At 59.3% G+C, this 16,981-nt stretch carries 15 protein-coding genes and 1 tRNA gene; 5 read left to right on the top strand and 11 right to left on the bottom strand.

What is annotated here, in order from left to right; all coding sequences use genetic code 11:
- Positions 1-38: 38 nt before the first annotated feature.
- The 8 genes from dapD to rpmH form a co-directional block, all read right to left on the bottom strand.
- Positions 39-887, bottom strand: a complete 849-nt coding sequence (gene dapD, locus RCJ00_RS06540) for a 2,3,4,5-tetrahydropyridine-2,6-dicarboxylate N-succinyltransferase (RefSeq protein WP_316220970.1) — start codon at positions 885-887, stop codon at positions 39-41.
- 76 nt (positions 888-963) lie between these two features.
- On the bottom strand, positions 964-1,626 hold the full coding sequence (locus RCJ00_RS06535) for a pyrimidine 5'-nucleotidase (RefSeq protein ID WP_316220969.1): 663 nt from the start codon (positions 1,624-1,626) through the stop codon (positions 964-966).
- 91 nt (positions 1,627-1,717) lie between these two features.
- Positions 1,718-2,653, bottom strand: coding sequence for an acetylglutamate kinase (gene argB, locus RCJ00_RS06530; protein ID WP_316220968.1), 936 nt, complete (start codon positions 2,651-2,653; stop codon positions 1,718-1,720).
- 39 nt (positions 2,654-2,692) lie between these two features.
- Positions 2,693-3,295 (bottom strand): hypothetical protein, encoded by a 603-nt coding sequence (locus RCJ00_RS06525; RefSeq protein ID WP_316220967.1) that lies wholly within the window; start codon positions 3,293-3,295, stop codon positions 2,693-2,695.
- A gap of 49 nt (positions 3,296-3,344) precedes the next feature.
- Positions 3,345-3,998: a ribosome biogenesis GTP-binding protein YihA/YsxC gene (gene yihA / locus RCJ00_RS06520; protein ID WP_316221088.1), complete on the bottom strand. Its 654-nt coding sequence runs from the start codon at positions 3,996-3,998 to the stop codon at positions 3,345-3,347.
- Between the two features lie 32 nt (positions 3,999-4,030).
- Positions 4,031-5,890: a membrane protein insertase YidC gene (yidC, locus tag RCJ00_RS06515; RefSeq protein ID WP_316220966.1), complete on the bottom strand. Its 1,860-nt coding sequence runs from the start codon at positions 5,888-5,890 to the stop codon at positions 4,031-4,033.
- Positions 5,891-5,986: 96 nt separating this feature from the next.
- Positions 5,987-6,334: a ribonuclease P protein component gene (gene rnpA / locus RCJ00_RS06510; RefSeq protein ID WP_316220965.1), complete on the bottom strand. Its 348-nt coding sequence runs from the start codon at positions 6,332-6,334 to the stop codon at positions 5,987-5,989.
- 143 nt (positions 6,335-6,477) lie between these two features.
- Positions 6,478-6,618 carry a 50S ribosomal protein L34 gene (rpmH, locus tag RCJ00_RS06505; protein ID WP_018080783.1) on the bottom strand — a complete coding sequence of 47 codons (141 nt, stop codon included), beginning with the start codon at positions 6,616-6,618 and terminating at the stop codon, positions 6,478-6,480.
- Between the two features lie 201 nt (positions 6,619-6,819).
- Between rpmH and RCJ00_RS06500 the strand changes: the two genes are divergently transcribed.
- Positions 6,820-8,397 carry a sensor histidine kinase gene (locus tag RCJ00_RS06500; protein WP_316220964.1) on the top strand — a complete coding sequence of 526 codons (1,578 nt, stop codon included), beginning with the start codon at positions 6,820-6,822 and terminating at the stop codon, positions 8,395-8,397.
- A gap of 6 nt (positions 8,398-8,403) precedes the next feature.
- The gene (locus RCJ00_RS06495; protein ID WP_316220963.1) at positions 8,404-8,925 is read left to right on the top strand and encodes a hypothetical protein; all 522 of its coding nucleotides are present in this window, start codon (positions 8,404-8,406) and stop codon (positions 8,923-8,925) included.
- On the opposite strand, the gene RCJ00_RS06490 is transcribed toward RCJ00_RS06495, so the two are convergent.
- Positions 8,912-9,601 carry an NAD-dependent deacylase gene (locus RCJ00_RS06490; protein ID WP_316220962.1) on the bottom strand — a complete coding sequence of 230 codons (690 nt, stop codon included), beginning with the start codon at positions 9,599-9,601 and terminating at the stop codon, positions 8,912-8,914. The two genes, RCJ00_RS06495 and RCJ00_RS06490, sit on opposite strands and share 14 nt — an antisense overlap.
- A gap of 26 nt (positions 9,602-9,627) precedes the next feature.
- Positions 9,628-11,421: a gamma-glutamyltransferase family protein gene (locus tag RCJ00_RS06485; protein ID WP_316220961.1), complete on the bottom strand. Its 1,794-nt coding sequence runs from the start codon at positions 11,419-11,421 to the stop codon at positions 9,628-9,630.
- A 188-nt stretch (positions 11,422-11,609) separates the two neighbouring features.
- Here RCJ00_RS06485 and RCJ00_RS06480 point away from each other — a divergent pair.
- Positions 11,610-11,686 (top strand) — tRNA-Arg (locus tag RCJ00_RS06480).
- A 160-nt stretch (positions 11,687-11,846) separates the two neighbouring features.
- Here RCJ00_RS06480 and RCJ00_RS06475 read toward each other — a convergent pair.
- The gene (locus tag RCJ00_RS06475) at positions 11,847-12,626 is read right to left on the bottom strand and encodes an SDR family NAD(P)-dependent oxidoreductase (RefSeq protein WP_316220960.1); all 780 of its coding nucleotides are present in this window, start codon (positions 12,624-12,626) and stop codon (positions 11,847-11,849) included.
- 94 nt (positions 12,627-12,720) lie between these two features.
- Here RCJ00_RS06475 and RCJ00_RS06470 point away from each other — a divergent pair, with 94 nt between their 5' ends.
- A complete protein-coding gene (locus RCJ00_RS06470) occupies positions 12,721-13,605 on the top strand; it encodes a LysR family transcriptional regulator (protein ID WP_316220959.1) in 885 nt (294 codons plus the stop codon).
- 171 nt (positions 13,606-13,776) lie between these two features.
- Positions 13,777-16,752, top strand: a complete 2,976-nt coding sequence (locus RCJ00_RS06465) for a TonB-dependent receptor plug domain-containing protein (RefSeq protein ID WP_316220958.1) — start codon at positions 13,777-13,779, stop codon at positions 16,750-16,752.
- Positions 16,753-16,981 lie beyond the last annotated feature (229 nt).

Below are 16,981 nucleotides of genomic sequence, written 5' to 3'. Positions count from 1 at the left end.
TCCGTTAAGGCGAGGTCCGGGCCGTCTGCCGATCCAGACTAGTCCCGGAGCAACTCGTTGATACCGGTCTTGGCGCGGGTTTGGGCGTCGACACGCTTGACGATGACGGCGCAGTAGAGGGACGGGCCGCCCTTCGGATCGGGCAGCGAGCCCGGCACGACGACGGAATAGCTCGGTACGCGACCGCGGAAGACTTCGCCGGTAGCGCGGTCAATGATCTTGGTCGAGGCCGACAGGTAGACACCCATGGCGAGCACCGACCCCTGCTCGACGATGACGCCTTCGGCGACTTCCGAGCGGGCGCCGATGAAGCAGTCGTCTTCGATGATGGTCGGGTTGGCCTGGAGCGGTTCCAGCACACCGCCGATGCCGACGCCGCCCGACAGGTGGACGTTCTTGCCAATCTGGGCGCAGGAGCCGACCGTCGACCAGCCGTCAACCATGGTGCCTTCGTCGACATAGGCGCCGATATTGACGAAAGAGGGCATGAGCACCACGTTCTTGGCGATATAGGCGCCGGCGCGGACAATGGCGCCAGGCACGGCGCGGAAGCCTGCCGTATTGAAATGATCCGCCGTCCAACCGGCCATCTTGTTCGGCACCTTGTCCCAGTAAGGACCCAGGGGCGCCTGTTCGAACAGCCCGCTCGAAATGTGCATGAGTGAATTGCCATTGAGGCGGAAGGACAGAAGCACGGCCTTTTTCAGCCATTCATGGGTCACCCACACGCCGTCCTTCTTCTCCGCGACGCGGAAGCGGCCGTTGTCGAGCAGGGACAGGGCGCCGGCAACCGCCTGGCGGTAGGGGCCGGTATAGGCAGGATTGAGCGTATCGCGCGCCTCCCAGGCGGCTTCGATATCATCCTTGAAGGCGGCCAGATCGGACATGTGCGTGCTCATTCGTCAGTGTTGCAAAGATGGCATCGGCTTACGGCGGCGCGGTCCGCGGATCAAGTCAGAAATGCTAAATCCGATCGAGAAACGCCTTGAGCGACGTGTCGCGGAAATCGACATGCGCATCGACATTGTCGATGGCTTTTGGCCCGACCAGAATGGTCTTCATGCCCAGTTCGTGCGCCGGTTTGAGGTTTTTCGGGCTGTCCTCAAAAAAGGCGGCGGTTGCCGGCGTGACCGAATGGCTGGCCATCATGCGCTCGAACGTCGCCATGTTCGGCTTGGGAATCAGGTTGGCGTGCCCCAGGTGAAAGACGCCGTCGAACAGGTCGCGCATTTCCAATCGGTCGAGAATGCGAAAGGCGTGATGTTCATCACCGTTGGTGAAGACCAGCTTGCGGCCGGGCAGGGCGGCTATGCGGGCATTGAGGTCCAGGTCGGCATACAAATTTTCCAACGACACGTCGTGCACTTCGTTGAGGAAGGCATAGGGATCGATATCGTGATTGGCCATCAGTCCCGCCAGTGTGGTGCCGTGCTCGCTGAGATAGGATTTCTGCAGGTCATAGGCGGCGGGGTGGCTGAGCCCGGTCTGGCGGGCGACGAAGGCGGTCATCTTGCCTTCGATCAGCGCCATGACCTCCGCCTCATGCGGATACAGGGTCTGGTCGAGATCGAAGATCCAGGTGTCGACGTGGGCAAGCTCAGGATGGACAAGGTTAGGCAGGTTCATAGGCACTCCAAATCTGGCGATTTACCCTCGCCAGATTTGGCAAGGGCGACTGCCTGCCGCACAGGTTTGCGCGTAAGCCTTACGGCGGACTTTAGTCCGCCGTTATGAGGGTTCCGGCGCCGTGTTCGGTAAATAGTTCGACCAGCATGGCGTGCGGGCGGCGGCCGTCGAGAATGACCACGGCTTCGACCCCGGCTTCGACCGCCATTATGGCCGTTTCCAGTTTCGGGATCATGCCGCCGATGGCGACGCCGGAGTCGATCAGGCCCTTCGCTTCGGAGATCGTCATCTGGCGGATAAGGTTCTTGTTTTCGTCGAGCACGCCGGAAATATCGGTCAGCAGCAGCATGCGCTTGGCCGACAGCTTGCCCGCCACGGCGCCAGCAACCGTATCGGCATTGATGTTGTAGGTATGACCTTCTTCCGACACACCGATCGGGGCGATGACGGGGACGTAGTCGTGGTTGGGATCGTCGATCAGGGTGCGCAGCAACTTGTCATCGACCATCTTGGGCTCGCCGACGAAACCTAGATCGACAACCTGTTCGATCATCGAATCCGGGTCCTTCTTGGTCCGGGTCGCCTTTTCGACGGTGATCAGGCCGGCATCCTTGCCCGACAGACCGACGCCGCGCACATCGGCTTCGCGGCCGGCCTGGGTGATCCAGTTGGCGATCTCCTTGTTGACCGCACCCGACAGTACCATTTCAGCGATTTCCATCGTGGCTTCGTCGGTGACGCGAAGGCCGTCAACGAAGGTCGATTTGACACCGGCACGACCCAGCATGCTCGAAATCTGTGGCCCGCCGCCATGGACGACCACCGGGTGGATACCGAGCAGCTTGAGCAGGACGATATCCGACGCGAAGATTTTCGCCGTCTCGGCCTCGCCCATGGCGTGCCCGCCATACTTGATCGTCACGATCTCACGATCGTAGATCTGGATATAGGGCAAGGCTTCGGCCAGGGTCTTGGCGTTGGCCCAGCCCTTTTCTTCGAGGGAGTCGATTTCGGTCTGAATAATCATGCGCGCGCCATAGCGGATAAGTGTGGCGCTGTCATGAATTTATTCGTGCTTACGTAAAGAAAACCGCGCGGCAGTCAAGGTGTCCGATACCCGGCACGACTTGGTGTCGACAAGTCCGGCCGTGCGCATGTGCGCGCGGATCGTCGCCTCCGGCAAGGGGGATTTGGGTCCCTTCGGATATACCACCCATATGGGGGCCGACGGCAGGCGCTGGCTTAGCTCAGCCAAGGCGGCGTTCAGATGATCCTGGCTATGCGTCACGGCAATGGCGACCACAGCCTGTTTTGGATCGGTGGTGGTGGCGTTGATAAGCGCCACCCGCAGATCCGGGTCATCGACATGGCCCCAGATCAACGCCTTGTGCCCGATATTGACACCCAGCTTTTGCGCCAAGTCGGGCGGCGGGGTGGTCATCTTCTTGAGCCATTTTACGGCATGGCCGTCGGGCAAGCGCAAGGCATAGGCCAGGCCGTTATGGTCGAACAGCAGTTCCTGATCGATGACCCGTGGTTCCACCAATTCGGCGATGGCGAGTGTGCGTCGAAAAGGCCCGCGAATAATCAGCTCATGGCTTTCCAGCACAAGCTTGCCTGTGGCGCTTTGCATACCGATGCGCACCTGTCCTTCGACCTCGAGTCCCATATTGACCTCCGGTTGTCAGGATATCACGACGGCGACAACCCGCAATCGACTAAAGCGTGACTTCGCAGGTTCGCATGATTTCGAGGCGCAGTTCCGGGATACCAAAGCCGGTTTCGGAAGAAGTCGACAGCACGATCGGGTGAGCGGCGGGCCGCTTGCGGATCGCATCCTGCGTCGCCGCGACGACCTGGGCCAGTTCGGCAGGCTTTATCTTGTCGGCCTTGGTCAGGATGATCTGGTAACTGACGGCGGCCTTGTCGAGCGCGTCCATCGGCTCCTTGTCCACGTCTTTCAGGCCATGACGGGCATCGATAAGCAGATAGGCGCGTTTAAGGTTGGGGCGTCCACGCAGATAGTCGCGCCCCAGATTCTGGAACTTCTTGACCGCTACCTTGGACGCCTTGGCCCAGCCATAGCCGGGAAGATCGACCATGTGCAGGGCGTCATTGAGCAGGAAGAAATTCAGTTCCCGCGTCCGGCCCGGTTCGTTAGAGGCGCGCGCCAGGTATTTCTGGCCGACGAGGGCATTGATCAGCGATGACTTGCCGACATTGGACCGTCCGGCGAAGGCGACTTCCGGCAGTTCGTCAGACGGCAATTGCGTCACGGCAACCGCGCCCATGACGAAAGAGACCGGGCGGGCAAACAATACCCGCGCGGCTTCCAGCTGTTCAGCGTGCTGGGTTGCTTCGTCCTCGTTCAGGGTTTTTGGGTCCTGGTTCAGGCTTTCTGGTGTCACGCTTTTTTGGGCTCTTTCTTGCTGATCTTGCCGATGAAGGTGTCGATCGGGTTTTCGACCTTCAGGCGGTGCATGATCGAATATTGCTGGAGGATGGTCAGGATGTTGCTCCAGATCCAGTAGATGATCAGGCCGACAGCGACGTGGGCCATGAAGAAGGTCAGCATGACGGGCATGAAGGACATCATCTTCTTTTGCATCGGATCGACGCCAGTCATCGGGGTCATCTGCTGGCTTAGCCACATCGAGCAGCCATAGAGAATTGCAATGACGCCGATATGGAGCGGGCCGTCCAGGATGCCGCCGATCATCGGCACGTCGGCCGGATGGAAGGGCAGCAGGCCGAACAGGTTGACGATGGTGGTCGTATCCGGCGCCGACAGGTCCTTGATCCAGCCGACGAAGGGCGCATGACGCATTTCGATGGCCAGGGTCAGAACCTTATACAGGGCCCAGAACACCGGGATTTGCAGCAGCATAGGCAGACAGCCCCCCAGGCCGGCCATCGGATTGACCTTTTCCTCCTGATAGAGGGCCATGGTCGCTTCCTGCTGCTTTTGCGCATCGTCCGGGAAACGCTTCTTGATGGCATCAAGCTTAGGCTTCAGGCGTTCCTGAACCTGCTTCATCTTGGTCATCGACTCGTAGGAGCGGTGCGCCAGCGGATAGAAGACGAGCTTGACCAGAACCGTAAGGGCCAGGATAGACAGGCCGAAATTGCCGATCAGGCCGTACAGCTTGTCGAGCAGCCAGTACATCGGATAGGTGATGAAGCCCATCATGGCGCCCCAGTCGATGGCGTAGCCAAAGCGCGGGATCTTCATGTCCTTTTCGTAGGCCTGGAGCTGGGGCTTCAGCTTGGCGCCGGCGAAGACGTGCGATTGCGATTTCCAGGTCTGGCCGGGCGCCAAGGTCACGGCGCTATCGACATAGCCGGTGCGGAAAGTCGGGATATTGTTGTTGAGATCGGCCTTGGCGGTAAAGGTCACGCTCTGGGCCTGGTTCGGGATGACGGCTGCCATCCAGTACTTATCGGTGATGCCGTACCAGCCGCCGACGGAGGACTGCTTTTCGATCGCCTTGGCGTCCTTCGGCTTGGCCATGTCCTTGTACTTCAAGGAGCGGGTGCGGTAGTCGCCCGGCTTGGGCGCGGTCAGGACGCTGGAATAGGTGGCGATGGCGCCTTCGTGGACGACGGCTTCCTTGCCGGCATGTTCCGGCATACCGGTGCGTACGACCATGGCATAGGGCGCGAAGGCCACGGCCTGCGGCGTGGCGTTGCTGACCGCGTCGTCTTCCGTGATCATGTAGTTTTCGTCGATGCTCAGCGTGCGCGTGAAGGTCAGTCCGGCACCGTTGTTGTAGCTGAGAACGACCGGCTTGCCGACGCTGAGCGAGGTGCCGCCGGTCTGGGTCCAGACCGTGTCGTCGGTCGGCGCGCCGGGGATGTTTTGGAAATTATAGCCTGAGGTGACGTAATAGGCGGTGGCGACACCCTTGGGCGTCAGCAACTCGACCGGATCATTCTTCTTGTCTACCGTCTTGTTGTACTTGATGAGGTAGAGGTCGTCGATCAGGGCACCCTTCAGCGCGATCGAGCCTTTCAGCGACGGCGTATCGATGGCGACGCGCGGAGATTGCGCCAGGGCCTGCGGGCGGGTGACGACCGGCGCGGCGGCACCGAGCGGCAGGCCAGCGGCCACGGCGGCGCTTGACGAGGAGGCGGCCGCTGCGGCCTGGGCCTTGGCGCGCTCCTTCTGCTGCGGACCGAAGACGAAGAACTGGTAAAACGCCAGCACAGCCATGCTGATGACCAGGAAATAGATCATATTCCGGTTGTCGGTATTGTTATTCATCGAACGGTCTTTGTTTCCTGTTTGAGCTCAATCGCCGCATGGCTCGTCGCATCGGCGCGGGCGGGCGGTTGCCCCTGCCGCGCTGCCGCGAAGAGATCACGGCGTCGCGGAGTTTGGTTTAGGGCGGGCCAGCCTTATCAGGGCGGCTTTGACATCGTCAAGTAAAGCCTGCCAGTCGCAGGTATGCGTATCGGCCCGGGCGATCAGCACATAGTCGTGTCCCGGCAGGCCAAATTGCGGAATTATCAGCTCTGCGGCTTCGCGCAGGCGGCGTTTGGCGCGGTTCCTGACGACGGCGTTGCCGACCTTCTTCGTCGCGGTGAACCCGACCTTTATGACGTCGTCGTCGCGCGGTCTGGCCTGCACCACGACTCGGGGGCGGGCCTGCCACGCCGCCTTGGCGGCAGCCAGATATTCCGGGCGAACTTTTAAGCGGGGAATCATGCGGGATGTCGCCTGGCCAGACGTTGAATTGCGGGACGGTGGGTGGCCCGCCGCTATAGATGAGGCGCCGGGCCCGAAATGCAAGAAGAGTCCTTAAGTGACTTAAGGACTCTTCTCAAATTCATAGCAATGGCTGAAAGCGATTAAGCCGTCAGACGCTTGCGGCCCTTGGCGCGGCGACGGGCAACAATCTTTTGGCCGTTCTTGGTCGCCATACGGGTGCGATAGCCATGACGGCGCTTGCGGACAAGGCGGCTCGGCTGATAGGTACGTTTCGTTCCCATAGGGGGCTCCGATTGGTGTAACAGGGCCCACAAGAGGCCGGAATTGCGTAAAGAGGCGCGTGGATAGTCCAGCCGCCGCGCCTTGTCAATGAATTTGACGGGGATTTTGTCGGAAATTTCCCGTTGCTTCGCGAATTTGCAGCGGTTGCGCCGCATTTCTGCTATATATACAACAATGACTTCGTCAGACCAAAGGCTTACGTGTTCGACCAGGGTAAACTAGACGCGAAACTTGTGGACCGGGGCAAGCCCTCGCCGTTAGCGCGGCGGGAAGGCTTCTATGCCCAGAGGCTGACCCGTGCCCTGAGCCTGGTCGCCAGCCTGTCGCTCAAATACGGATTGCAGGCCGCCGATATCGTGCGCCGCTTCGTGCTCAGCCTGTCGGGACAGCTGGTTATCTTCACCGCCGTCTTCGTTATTGTCGTCGAAGCCGTCATCGTGATTCCGTCGCTTGCATCCGACCATGAACGCTGGTTGCTCGATCGCGTCCGCCAGGCCGAAATCGCGTCGCAGTCGATTGATGTCGCGCAGAACAACGCCGTGTCCAAGGAAGTGTCGAACCAGTTGCGCAAAAGTGCCGGCGTGCTGTACCTGGCTGTCGAAATTAACGGCGAAACCTACCGGCTCTACGATTCGAAGGTGGCGGTGCCGGATGAAATTCTCGACCTGCGCCAGTCTCACAAGGACGTTTTCCACGACATCGCTTATCTTTGGGCGCCGTGGAAGACCTTCACGTCGCGCCCCGACCGCCTGATTCATATCGTCGCCCAGCCCAAAGTACGGGGCGGGCAAAAAATCGAGATCGTGGTCAAGGCCGAACCGCTCAAGACCTATCTCAAATCCAGCCTGGCCAGCATGTTGCGGGTTAGCCTGAGCATCTCCTTCCTGGCCGGTTTTCTCATCTTCATCGGTTTGTCCGTCTTTATCGTCAGGCCGGTGCGCCAATTGACGAAGGGTATTGTGCGCTTCAAGGCCAATCCCGAAGACGCCAGCGCCACCTACCGGCCGTCCGACCGGCCCGATGAAATCGGCCAGATCGAGCGGGAAATCGCTTCCATGCAGGAAGAAGTGCGTCAGTCCTTGCGGTCACGCGCCCGCTTGGCCGCTCTGGGCCAGGCTGTCTCGAAGATCAATCACGACCTGCGCAACATGCTGACCGCCGCCCAAATGGCGTCCGACCGCCTGGCCAATTCGGCCGATCCGACGGTTGCCAAGGCATTGCCGCGTCTCGAACGCGCGCTTGACCGGGCGCTGTCCCTGGCCACCAACGTGCTCACCTACGGAAAGTCGGATGAGCAGACGCCGCAGATCCAGATCGTCCGATTGCGCGACCTGTCCGAAGCCGCCGCCGAGGACGCGGGCCTGAGCATCGGGCCGCACGGTCCCGAAACCATTCGCTATAGCTGCAAGATCGCCAAAGGCTTCTTCCTGGAGGCCGATCCGGAACAATTGCACCGTCTGCTGGTTAATCTGATGCGCAATGCCCGCCAGGCGATCGAGTTGCAGCCGAATCGCAAGGCGCGCGGTCGTGTCACACTGACGGCGATCAAGACGACTGAGGATGTCTTTCTTATTGTCAGTGACAATGGCCCTGGCATTCCCGAAAAGCTGCGCGAAAAGCTGTTCCAGCCGTTTACCTCATCGACGACCCCGGGCGGCTCCGGCCTGGGTCTTGCCATCGCCCGCGAATTGGCGCAACTGCACGGCGGAGATGTCCGGCTTGTCAGTTCCGGCGCCGAAGGTACGACGTTCGAGGTGCGTCTCCCGCTAAAAGGATAGAGTTCTGTGGAATTTGAAGAATTGATTGAGCTGGCCCGCGAAAGCTATATGGGGCAGTTCGTGACTTTTGCAGACATGCAGGCCAAGACCCACATAAAAGGCAAGGCCGAGGTGAAGTTCGTCCTGGAAGACAGTGATCTTTACCGCAATTATTACTGCGCCGATTATGCCAGTTCCGAAGACGGCAATATCACCGAGCTTATGCCTGACGAAGAAGTCAGCTTCGACCCAATAGATGTCAGCCTGGAAGACATGGACATGCGAGTGGAGCGCCTGCAATGGAACGACATCAATATCAAATCACAGCCGCCTTTGACCGACGCCGAGCTGGCTGACTGGTTTGAAACCTGGTTCGATCCGGATGACAAGACCTTCGATCCCGACACACGTTTTTCCGGCAATATCCATTCCCTGACCATCGATGGCGAAGGTATTCATGTCGATATGGGCACCGCGCCGCTCGACGCCTTTGTCGAACTGCTCGTCCTGTATCAGGGGCTGGGGTATTCGGAAATCAGGCTGACCTGAGCAGGGCGTCGATATAGTCTGGCACGACCTTGGTGGCCGGCCCGAGGATTTTTTCGTCGAACAGGCTATGGCCGAGCGAAGGCTCCAGGTTAAGCTCCACCGTATGCGCCCCGGCATGGCGGGCAGCGGAGACAAATCCCGCCGCCGGATAGACATTCCCGGACGTGCCGATCGACAGGAACAGGTCGCAGTCCGACAGCGCCCGTTCGATGCGGTCCATTTCCAGCGGCATTTCCCCGAACCAGACAATATGTGGGCGAAGCGCACCATCGGCGGGCAAGTCGGCGTGCCAGTCCGTTACGTCGCCGCTTTCGGTGTGGCGCGCCTTTAGAAGTTCGCCATGCATATGGATGAGGTGGTCGCGCGGCACCCCGGCCGCGTCATAGGCCCGGTCATGAAGATCATCGACATTCTGAGTGACCAGAAGCACTTGACCCTTATGTTCCGCCGCCAGCCGCGCCAGGGCATGATGGGCGGCATTGGGCGCGACCTCAGCCAGTTGACGGCGGCGCTGGTTGTAGAAATCCTGCACAAGGGCCGGATCGGCAGCATAGCCTTCCGGCGTCGCCACCGCCTCGACACGATGGCCGCACCATAATCCATCCGAGGCGCGGAAGGTGGGAACGCCCGATTCTGCCGATATGCCGGCGCCGGTCAGAATGACGATGTTTTTCATGGGTCTATGCCTGAGGCCAGATCGTGCTATTTGACCACTACGCCTTCACGGCGGGGATCGCTGCCGCCATCGAAGCTGCCATCGGGTTGCTTGAGGATGCCGTTCAGGCCCGATTCCTCGCCCGACACCGGCGTCAGCTTGTAGCCCATGGCGACGAGACCGTCCCAGACAGCCGGCTCCATCCGGCCCTGTTCGATGCGGATGCTGTCACCGCGCGATACGACGTTAGGGAGGTTGATGGCATCCTGCATCGGCAGTCCCCAGTCGAGAATGCCGAACAGGACTTTCAGGTTGTAGGAGAGGATGGACGTGCCGCCGGGGGAACCGACCGCGGCGACCACGGTCTTGCCCGTGGCGTCAAAGACGATGACTGGCGCCATGGACGAACGGGGATGTTTGCCGCCGGCGACGCTGTTGGCAATGGGCATTCCGTCGGCGGTGCTGGGGCTGAACGAAAAATCGGTCAACTGGTTATTGAGGAAGAAGCCGCCAACCATGCGGCCGGTGCCGAAGAAGCTTTCGACGGTCGTCGTCATGCTGACCACATTGCCGTAACTGTCGCGAATGACGAAATGGGTGGTGCCGCCCGGTTCGATGGTCTGGTCCATCGCCACCGTCATAGGCAGTACGCCTGCCTTTGGCGCCGGGTTGGCCTGGCCGATCCGGATCAAATCGGCGCGCCCCTTGATATAGGCCGGGTCGAGATAGGCATTGGTTTGCGAGCGGAACAGGTCGGTATCTGCGACGTACTGATCGCGGTCGGCGTACATCAGCCGTTCGGTTTCGATAAGCGCCTGCCAGGCGCGCGGATCGTGCACACCCCATTGCCCGATGGGTTGGGATTCGGCGATCTTTAGCCCTTGCAACAGAGCGATACCGCCGGCGGGCGCGTTGTTGGAACACACTATATAGATGCGATAGGTGATGCAGACGGCCCGGTTCTGATAGTCGCCCGTCGTGGCATAGGGCTGAGTGGTAGTGGCCTTCACCGAATAGGTTTTGAGGTCGGCCATGGTCATGCCGCCGGGGAGGGGCGCGTCATGCGTCTTTGCGACGATGGCCTCGGCGATCGGTCCCTTGCGGAGAACCTCTCCACGCTGTTTGGCAAAGGCGCGCAGCGTATCGCCATAGGCTGGATTCTTGATGATATCGCCGGTCTGGCGGTAGCCGCCCTTGCCATCACCGAGATAGGCGATGAAATCGGGCGTATGTTTTTGCGGAAAGTCGACGTTCTGAAGGTAGTTGCCGAGGCGGCGGGTAACGGTGAACCCATTGTCGGCTAGGGATTCTGCGGCGGTGAACAGGCTGGCCCAGTCCTGATTTCCGTGCTCGCGCTGGGCGCGGTCAAGCAGATGCATCGCACCCGGCACGCCCGTGGCACGTCCCGATACTACGGCGTCGAGAAAATCCAGCGGCTTGCCGTCCGCACCAATGAACATATCCGGCGTGGCGGCGGCCGGGGCGGTTTCGCGGCCGTTATAGTCTGTGATCTGGCCGGTCTTCGCATCATAATAGAGCATAAAGCTGCCGCCACCGAGGCCGGAGCTTTGCGGCTCGACCAGGCCCAGCACGGTCTGCACTGCGACCGCGGCATCGGCGGCGGTGCCGCCACGCTTCAACACGGCCATACCGGCCTCGGCCGCCTCGGGTTCGGCCGCGACGACTATGGGCGCATAGCGCGGGGCGATGTTCGGGGAGGTCGGGGAAGGCGATGTCTGGGCATGGGGCGCGGCGGTGGGCAGGGTGGCACAACCCGCGTTCCCTAGACACCCGATGATCAGCCCTGTCGCGAGAACGGATGTCAGGGGCAATCGGATCATGGGGGCATTCCTTCGGCAACAGACGCACGGTCAATATGGGATCACTGCCCGGCGTCGCGAGGGCTATCAACAAAAAATCATCAAAAGCGTGGAAAAAGTGCCATTCTGGCCTTGCCTTTGCCGCGAAGCTCAACTAAATGTCCGCCCCTCGCCGGAGGGCATCGCTCATTCGGTTGTTTGTAAGGCATGCACTCGTAGCTCAGCTGGATAGAGCATCAGACTACGAATCTGAGGGTCGGGCGTTCGAATCGCTCCGAGTGCGCCATTCAAGAGATTAAATAGCCTCCCTTTTGGGAGGCTTTTTTATTGCTGTTTTCCTGATAAATGTTCGAAAATAAACGCATTTTCGGAACTTCAGTTATGCCCAGGCGTTTGAATTGGCACGGGGCGAAACGCCGCCCGTGACCGTGAATAACGCGGATGATCTATTCGTGAAGTCCGGGGATAGCGAATCCTCCATCGCTTAAAAGCGTCTGTCCCGTGACAAAGCGGGCTTCGCTCGTACATAACCACACGGCGACCATGGCGATGTCTTCTGGATCGCCAAGTCGTTTGAGGGCGGAGTGATCGGCAAGCGCCTGGTACATTTCTGGGCTCAAACCATCTGACATCGGCGTCCGGATAACGCCGGGTGCAACATTATTGACGCGGATGCCTTTGGGACCGACTTCAAGGGCCAGCGCTCTGACCAAGGCATTCAGGCCCGCCTTGCTGGGGGCATAGGCCGACATGCCGGGCGTTGCAGCTTCAGCAACAAAAGAGGATGTATTGACGATGCTGCCCTTACGTCCGGAGTTGATCATTGCCCGAATTTCAGCCCGCGCCAGAAGCCAGACACCACGCAGATTGGTAGACATAACCTCATCGAACTCTTCAGCCGTCATGTCCGTGATCGACTTATAGGCCCCCATGATGCCGGCATTGTTGAACGCGATATCCAGCGGTTCAAGTCTTTCCTCGGTGGTTTTGATCAGTTGGTCTATCGAGTCTTCGTCGGCAACGTCCGTCGGCACGACTATTGCCTTACCGCCCCGCCTCCGGATGATCTCCGCCACTTCAGTCAGCGGCCCTTCCCGGCGCCCAGCTAACGCGACGGCGGCACCTTCCTGAGCGAATTGCAGGGCGGCGGCCCGGCCGATACCGCTTCCGGCGCCGGTTACAAGTGCGACCCTGCCGGCCAGTCTGATTGGCGTTGGATATGTCATTGTGTCTCTCCGTTCAACATCTCCACACTGTAGTTGATGCTTATGAGTGAACAATCGTCTATGATTTCACCACACACATGAGCAGGAGGCAGCAATGCGAGGGATGCAGTACGCGGAATTGGAGACATTCCTTGCCGTTGCGCAGGGGCGCAGTTTTCGTCGCGCCGCGGACAAGTTGGCTCTTTCGCCCTCGGCCGTCAGCCATACACTGCGCGCCTTGGAAGATCGACTGGGTACCAAACTCCTGCACCGGACGACACGCAGCGTATCGCTCACCGATGCCGGACTTCGCCTCCAACAGCGGCTTCAGCCTGCTTTCGCCGAAATCACGGGCGCAATGGATGAGATCAATGAGGGGGCTGAGAAGCCGACCGGCACGGTTCGCTTGACGGTGCCACGGGTCGCTGCACAGATGGTATTGGCCCCTGTTGTAGGACGTTTTCTCTCAACCTACCCTGACATCCAATTGAACATCACAGTTGATGACGGCCTGGTGGATAGCGTCGCTGATGGCTTCGATGCAGGTATTCGCCTTGCAGACCAGGTGCGTCGAGACATGGAAACGGTGCCGATATGCGGCCCCATGCGTGGCGTTGTTGTGGGATCGCCCGCCTACCTCAAAGCTGCGGGCGTTCCCGTCTCTCCCGATGACTTGCATCGCTTTTGCTTGTTAAACTACCGGCTGCCTACGAGTGGCCGCCTGCTGCCCTGGGAGTTTAGTGCCGGCGACAGGGCTGTGACGATTTCGCAGGAGGGGCCGCTCGCTTCTAATGACCCGGACCTGTTGATTGCCGCAGCGCTCGACGGAGCAGGTCTCGCCTATGTCACAGAGGCGACCATCTTAACGCATCTCGCTGCCGGACAGTTGGTTCGGGTTCTCGAAGATTGGTGTCCGAGCTTTGAAGGGTGGCACCTCTATTACCCTAAAAATCGTCGTATCGCACCCGCCCTTAAGGCGCTGATCGGGTGTCTGTCCTAGGTCAGAGACGGCTGTATTTTCATACCGGCCGCATCCTGACTTATTTCGCTGTTGCAAAATAGAAACAAACGCATCAAGATATTTTGTATACGATATAAATTATTTTGACGTGTGGCGCATTCGTGTCCTTATTGTGTCGGGCCTGTTTTAATCTAGGGACTGATGACAAAGATGCGCACTAAAAATAGCAAGACATTTCTACTCGCTGCCAGCGGACTTATGGTGGCCATGATTTGCGCGCCAGCACTGGCGCAAGACACCAGCGACAGTTCGACGAAAGCCAAGAAAAAGGAACAGGCGGCCGAAGAAACCACGGTTGTCGTCACCGGTTCGCGCATTCGCCATAAGGGCGCGGCCAGCGCCACGCCGACCACCGTCATCAATTCTGATACCATCCGCAAAACCGGCACGCGTCAGATCGCCGATCTGGTCAACCAGATGCCTGCGCTCGTCATCAGCCAGAGCGACCAGACCTCCAACGCCAACCGTGACAAAGACTCCCTGGATCAGGGCCATCCGGGCCTGAACGCCCTCGATCTGCGCGGCCTGGGTACCAAGCGCACCCTTGTCTTGGTGAATGGCCGCCGCCACGTCCCCGGCGCGCCGGGCAGCGCCGCTGTCGACGTCAGCACGGTGCCCTCCGGTCTGGTGGAGCGCGTCGAAATCGTCACCGGCGGCGCCTCGGCGCAATATGGCGCCGACGCCGTGGCCGGTGTCGCCAACTTTATTCTGAAGAAGAACTATCAGGGCGTCGACGCCAATATCCGCTACGGCAATTCGAACTATAACGACATGCCGAGCTATGCGGCGGATCTGTTGTGGGGCAAAAATTTTAACGACGGTCGAGGCAATGTCACCCTATTCGCCAGCTACGACCAGTCCGACGGCACGGTTGGCGGTCAGGATCGTCCCTGGACGGCGACCGGCAATCCATGGTGGACCAAGAAGCCGGGATCGGCAATGAACACCATCCTCGATGGGCGTCGTAATCTGGGCTATTCGCCACGCGCCATGGTGCTGCTGAACAAAAAGGTTTATACTTTCAACGACGATGGCTCGATGCGTAATCCGATCCTTGGGCCATCGGGTATCCTATATAACACCTACAACCTGAGCAACAATTCGAGCATCGCCAACCTGGAAACCGACGGCGGCGAGTTCGGGGGCCGTTACGACAACTGGCTGTTGTCCGTGCCCAGCCAGCGCTTCATCACCCACGGCAGCTTCGGCTATCAGCTTAGCGAACATGCCCGCTATTTCTTCGAAGCAGACTTCGCCACTAACAAATCGCACGGTGAGTATGGTCTGTGGTGGGAAGGCGGCACAAACAAGCTGCAGGACGGTAATCCGTTTATCACGCAAGAAATGATAAATGCCAATGGCGGCGGCTTCCCCGATGGTCTGTCCTTCGTGCGTAACTTCCCGGAATTTGGGAAGTCTCGGTCAAACTACCAGCGCGACATGTACCAGTTCGTCACCGGCTTTGAAGGTGATCTCCCTGCTCTGTTCCGTGGCCATGACTGGGCATGGTCAACCTATGTTTCCTACGGCAAAACCAAGGAAACAATCCAGGATTTCAACAACACCTCCAATGACCGTTACATGCGCGCGCTGGACGCGGTTACCGGTCCCGGCGGTACGCCGATCTGTGCGGTTAACGCCGATGCCGACACCACCAACGACGATCCCGCCTGTAAGCCGCTAAATCCGTTCAAGCCGGTCACTCAGGATGTCATTGCCTATCTGAATTATAATAGCAGCAAGTCCAACACCTCGCTCGAACAATATGTCTGGTCCGGTTATGTTACGGGTGGCATTTTCACCTTGCCAGCCGGTGATGTGCAGGTGGCCTTGGGCGCCGAATACCGCCGCGAGGCGAACAATATCGGCGCGCGTGACGAATATAACCCCGACAGCCCGAAATTTGTGCCTGATTACGGGGTATCCGAGACGCCTCTGAAGGGGGAATTCGACGTCAAGGAAGTCTTTGCAGAACTGAGCGTACCGATCCTCAAAGATCTGCCGTTCGCTTACCGCCTGACGGCTGACGCCGCCGTTCGTACCGCCGATTATTCGACCGCCGGCAAGACGACGGCTGAAAAGTACGGCCTGCAGTGGGCGCCTGTGAAGGATATCCGTTTCCGCAGCACCTACGGCACAGCCGTCCGTGCGCCGAATATCAGCGAAGTCTTTACCGCCTCGTCGATTAGCGGGCAGTGGCTCAGTGATCCATGTAACTACTGGAACCTGCCGAATCGCGTCGACAAGACCAAGTACACCGCCACCAACTGCGCCGCCGCCATGCCGGCCAACAAAAACGACTATTGGCTGTGGCTGGATGTCATCAAGAAAGGCAATTCGGATCTCAAGGTCGAAACCGCCAAGACCCTGACCGCGGGTGTGGTGCTGCAACCGCGCTTCATGAAGAATTTCACGGCCACCATCGATTATTACGACATCAAGATGAGCAATGTCATTTCGTCGATCGAGCCGCAGCAGATCATCAACAAGTGCATGGACGCGCCAACGCTCGACAACGCCTATTGCAGCATGATCGTTCGCGATCCAAAGACCCACAACCTCGTCTCCGTGGTTAAGCAGAACATCAATCTCGCCAAACGCACAACCAGCGGTATCGACATGGAATTCGATTATTCCGTCGATCTCGCTTCGTGGGGCTGGGGGGTCAATGCGGGTCGCTTAGGCGTCAACAGCGTATTCACCCGCCTGTTCGAGAACAAATACACCGCCGATCCGGATCATCCGGAAGTGATCACCGACACGGTCGGTATCTTCGGCTTCCCGAAATTGAAGGGTCGCACCGCCTTCACCTACAGTCATGACAAGCTGTGGGTTGGCTGGACCAGCCGCTTCTATTCGGGCATGCGCCAGACCGTGACCATTACACCGGACGCATATGCGCCCTATAAGACGAAGCCGATTGCCTATGACGACGTGTATGTGTCGTACTGGCTGAAGCCCAATGTGAACCTCAGCGCGGGCTTGTCCAACGCCTTAAACAAGCAGCCGCCTCGCTACCCGGGCGCTGAAGCCGGTGGCGCCTACTTCGGTGACGAAGGCTGGCAGGCTGGCGTGTTCGATGTGATTGGCCGTACAGGCTGGATCAATCTGCGCTTCACGCGCTAATCAAGTTCGGGCTCCGCACTGACCTGCGGAGCCCGTCTTGCGTTCACTGTCCTCGCACGTTACGTTGTGGACATGTTCAGCACGCTATGCGGGCTGCAAACTTATCTCCTGCACAGGCGAGATCAACAGACAGGGAGACCGTTATGAGCCTCAAATATCTCCACCACCGAGGCGCCCTATCCATGGTTCTCGTCCTGGCAATGGGCGGTCTGTTGGCGGGGTGTGCGCC

Source organism: Asticcacaulis aquihabitans (assembly GCF_032490435.1).
In the GTDB taxonomy this organism is placed as follows: Bacteria; Pseudomonadota; Alphaproteobacteria; order Caulobacterales; family Caulobacteraceae; genus Asticcacaulis.
The sequence above is the reverse complement of the archived record's forward strand: the minus strand, read 5'-3'. Positions and strand labels throughout refer to the sequence as shown.

Excerpts from the sequence above, each read along its gene's own strand:
- dapD (WP_316220970.1), bottom strand. The coding sequence starts at position 887 with ATGTCCGATCTGGCCGCCTTCAAGGATGATATCGAAGCCGCCTGGGAG.
- RCJ00_RS06535 (WP_316220969.1), bottom strand. The coding sequence starts at position 1,626 with ATGAACCTGCCTAACCTTGTCCATCCTGAGCTTGCCCACGTCGACACC.
- argB (WP_316220968.1), bottom strand. The coding sequence starts at position 2,653 with ATGATTATTCAGACCGAAATCGACTCCCTCGAAGAAAAGGGCTGGGCC.
- RCJ00_RS06525 (WP_316220967.1), bottom strand. The coding sequence starts at position 3,295 with ATGGGACTCGAGGTCGAAGGACAGGTGCGCATCGGTATGCAAAGCGCC.
- yidC (WP_316220966.1), bottom strand. The coding sequence starts at position 5,890 with ATGAATAACAATACCGACAACCGGAATATGATCTATTTCCTGGTCATC.
- rnpA (WP_316220965.1), bottom strand. The coding sequence starts at position 6,334 with ATGATTCCCCGCTTAAAAGTTCGCCCGGAATATCTGGCTGCCGCCAAG.
- rpmH (WP_018080783.1), bottom strand. The coding sequence starts at position 6,618 with ATGGGAACGAAACGTACCTATCAGCCGAGCCGCCTTGTCCGCAAGCGC.
- RCJ00_RS06490 (WP_316220962.1), bottom strand. The coding sequence starts at position 9,601 with ATGAAAAACATCGTCATTCTGACCGGCGCCGGCATATCGGCAGAATCG.
- RCJ00_RS06485 (WP_316220961.1), bottom strand. The coding sequence starts at position 11,421 with ATGATCCGATTGCCCCTGACATCCGTTCTCGCGACAGGGCTGATCATC.
- RCJ00_RS06475 (WP_316220960.1), bottom strand. The coding sequence starts at position 12,626 with ATGACATATCCAACGCCAATCAGACTGGCCGGCAGGGTCGCACTTGTA.
- RCJ00_RS06470 (WP_316220959.1), top strand. The coding sequence starts at position 12,721 with ATGCGAGGGATGCAGTACGCGGAATTGGAGACATTCCTTGCCGTTGCG.
- RCJ00_RS06465 (WP_316220958.1), top strand. The coding sequence starts at position 13,777 with ATGCGCACTAAAAATAGCAAGACATTTCTACTCGCTGCCAGCGGACTT.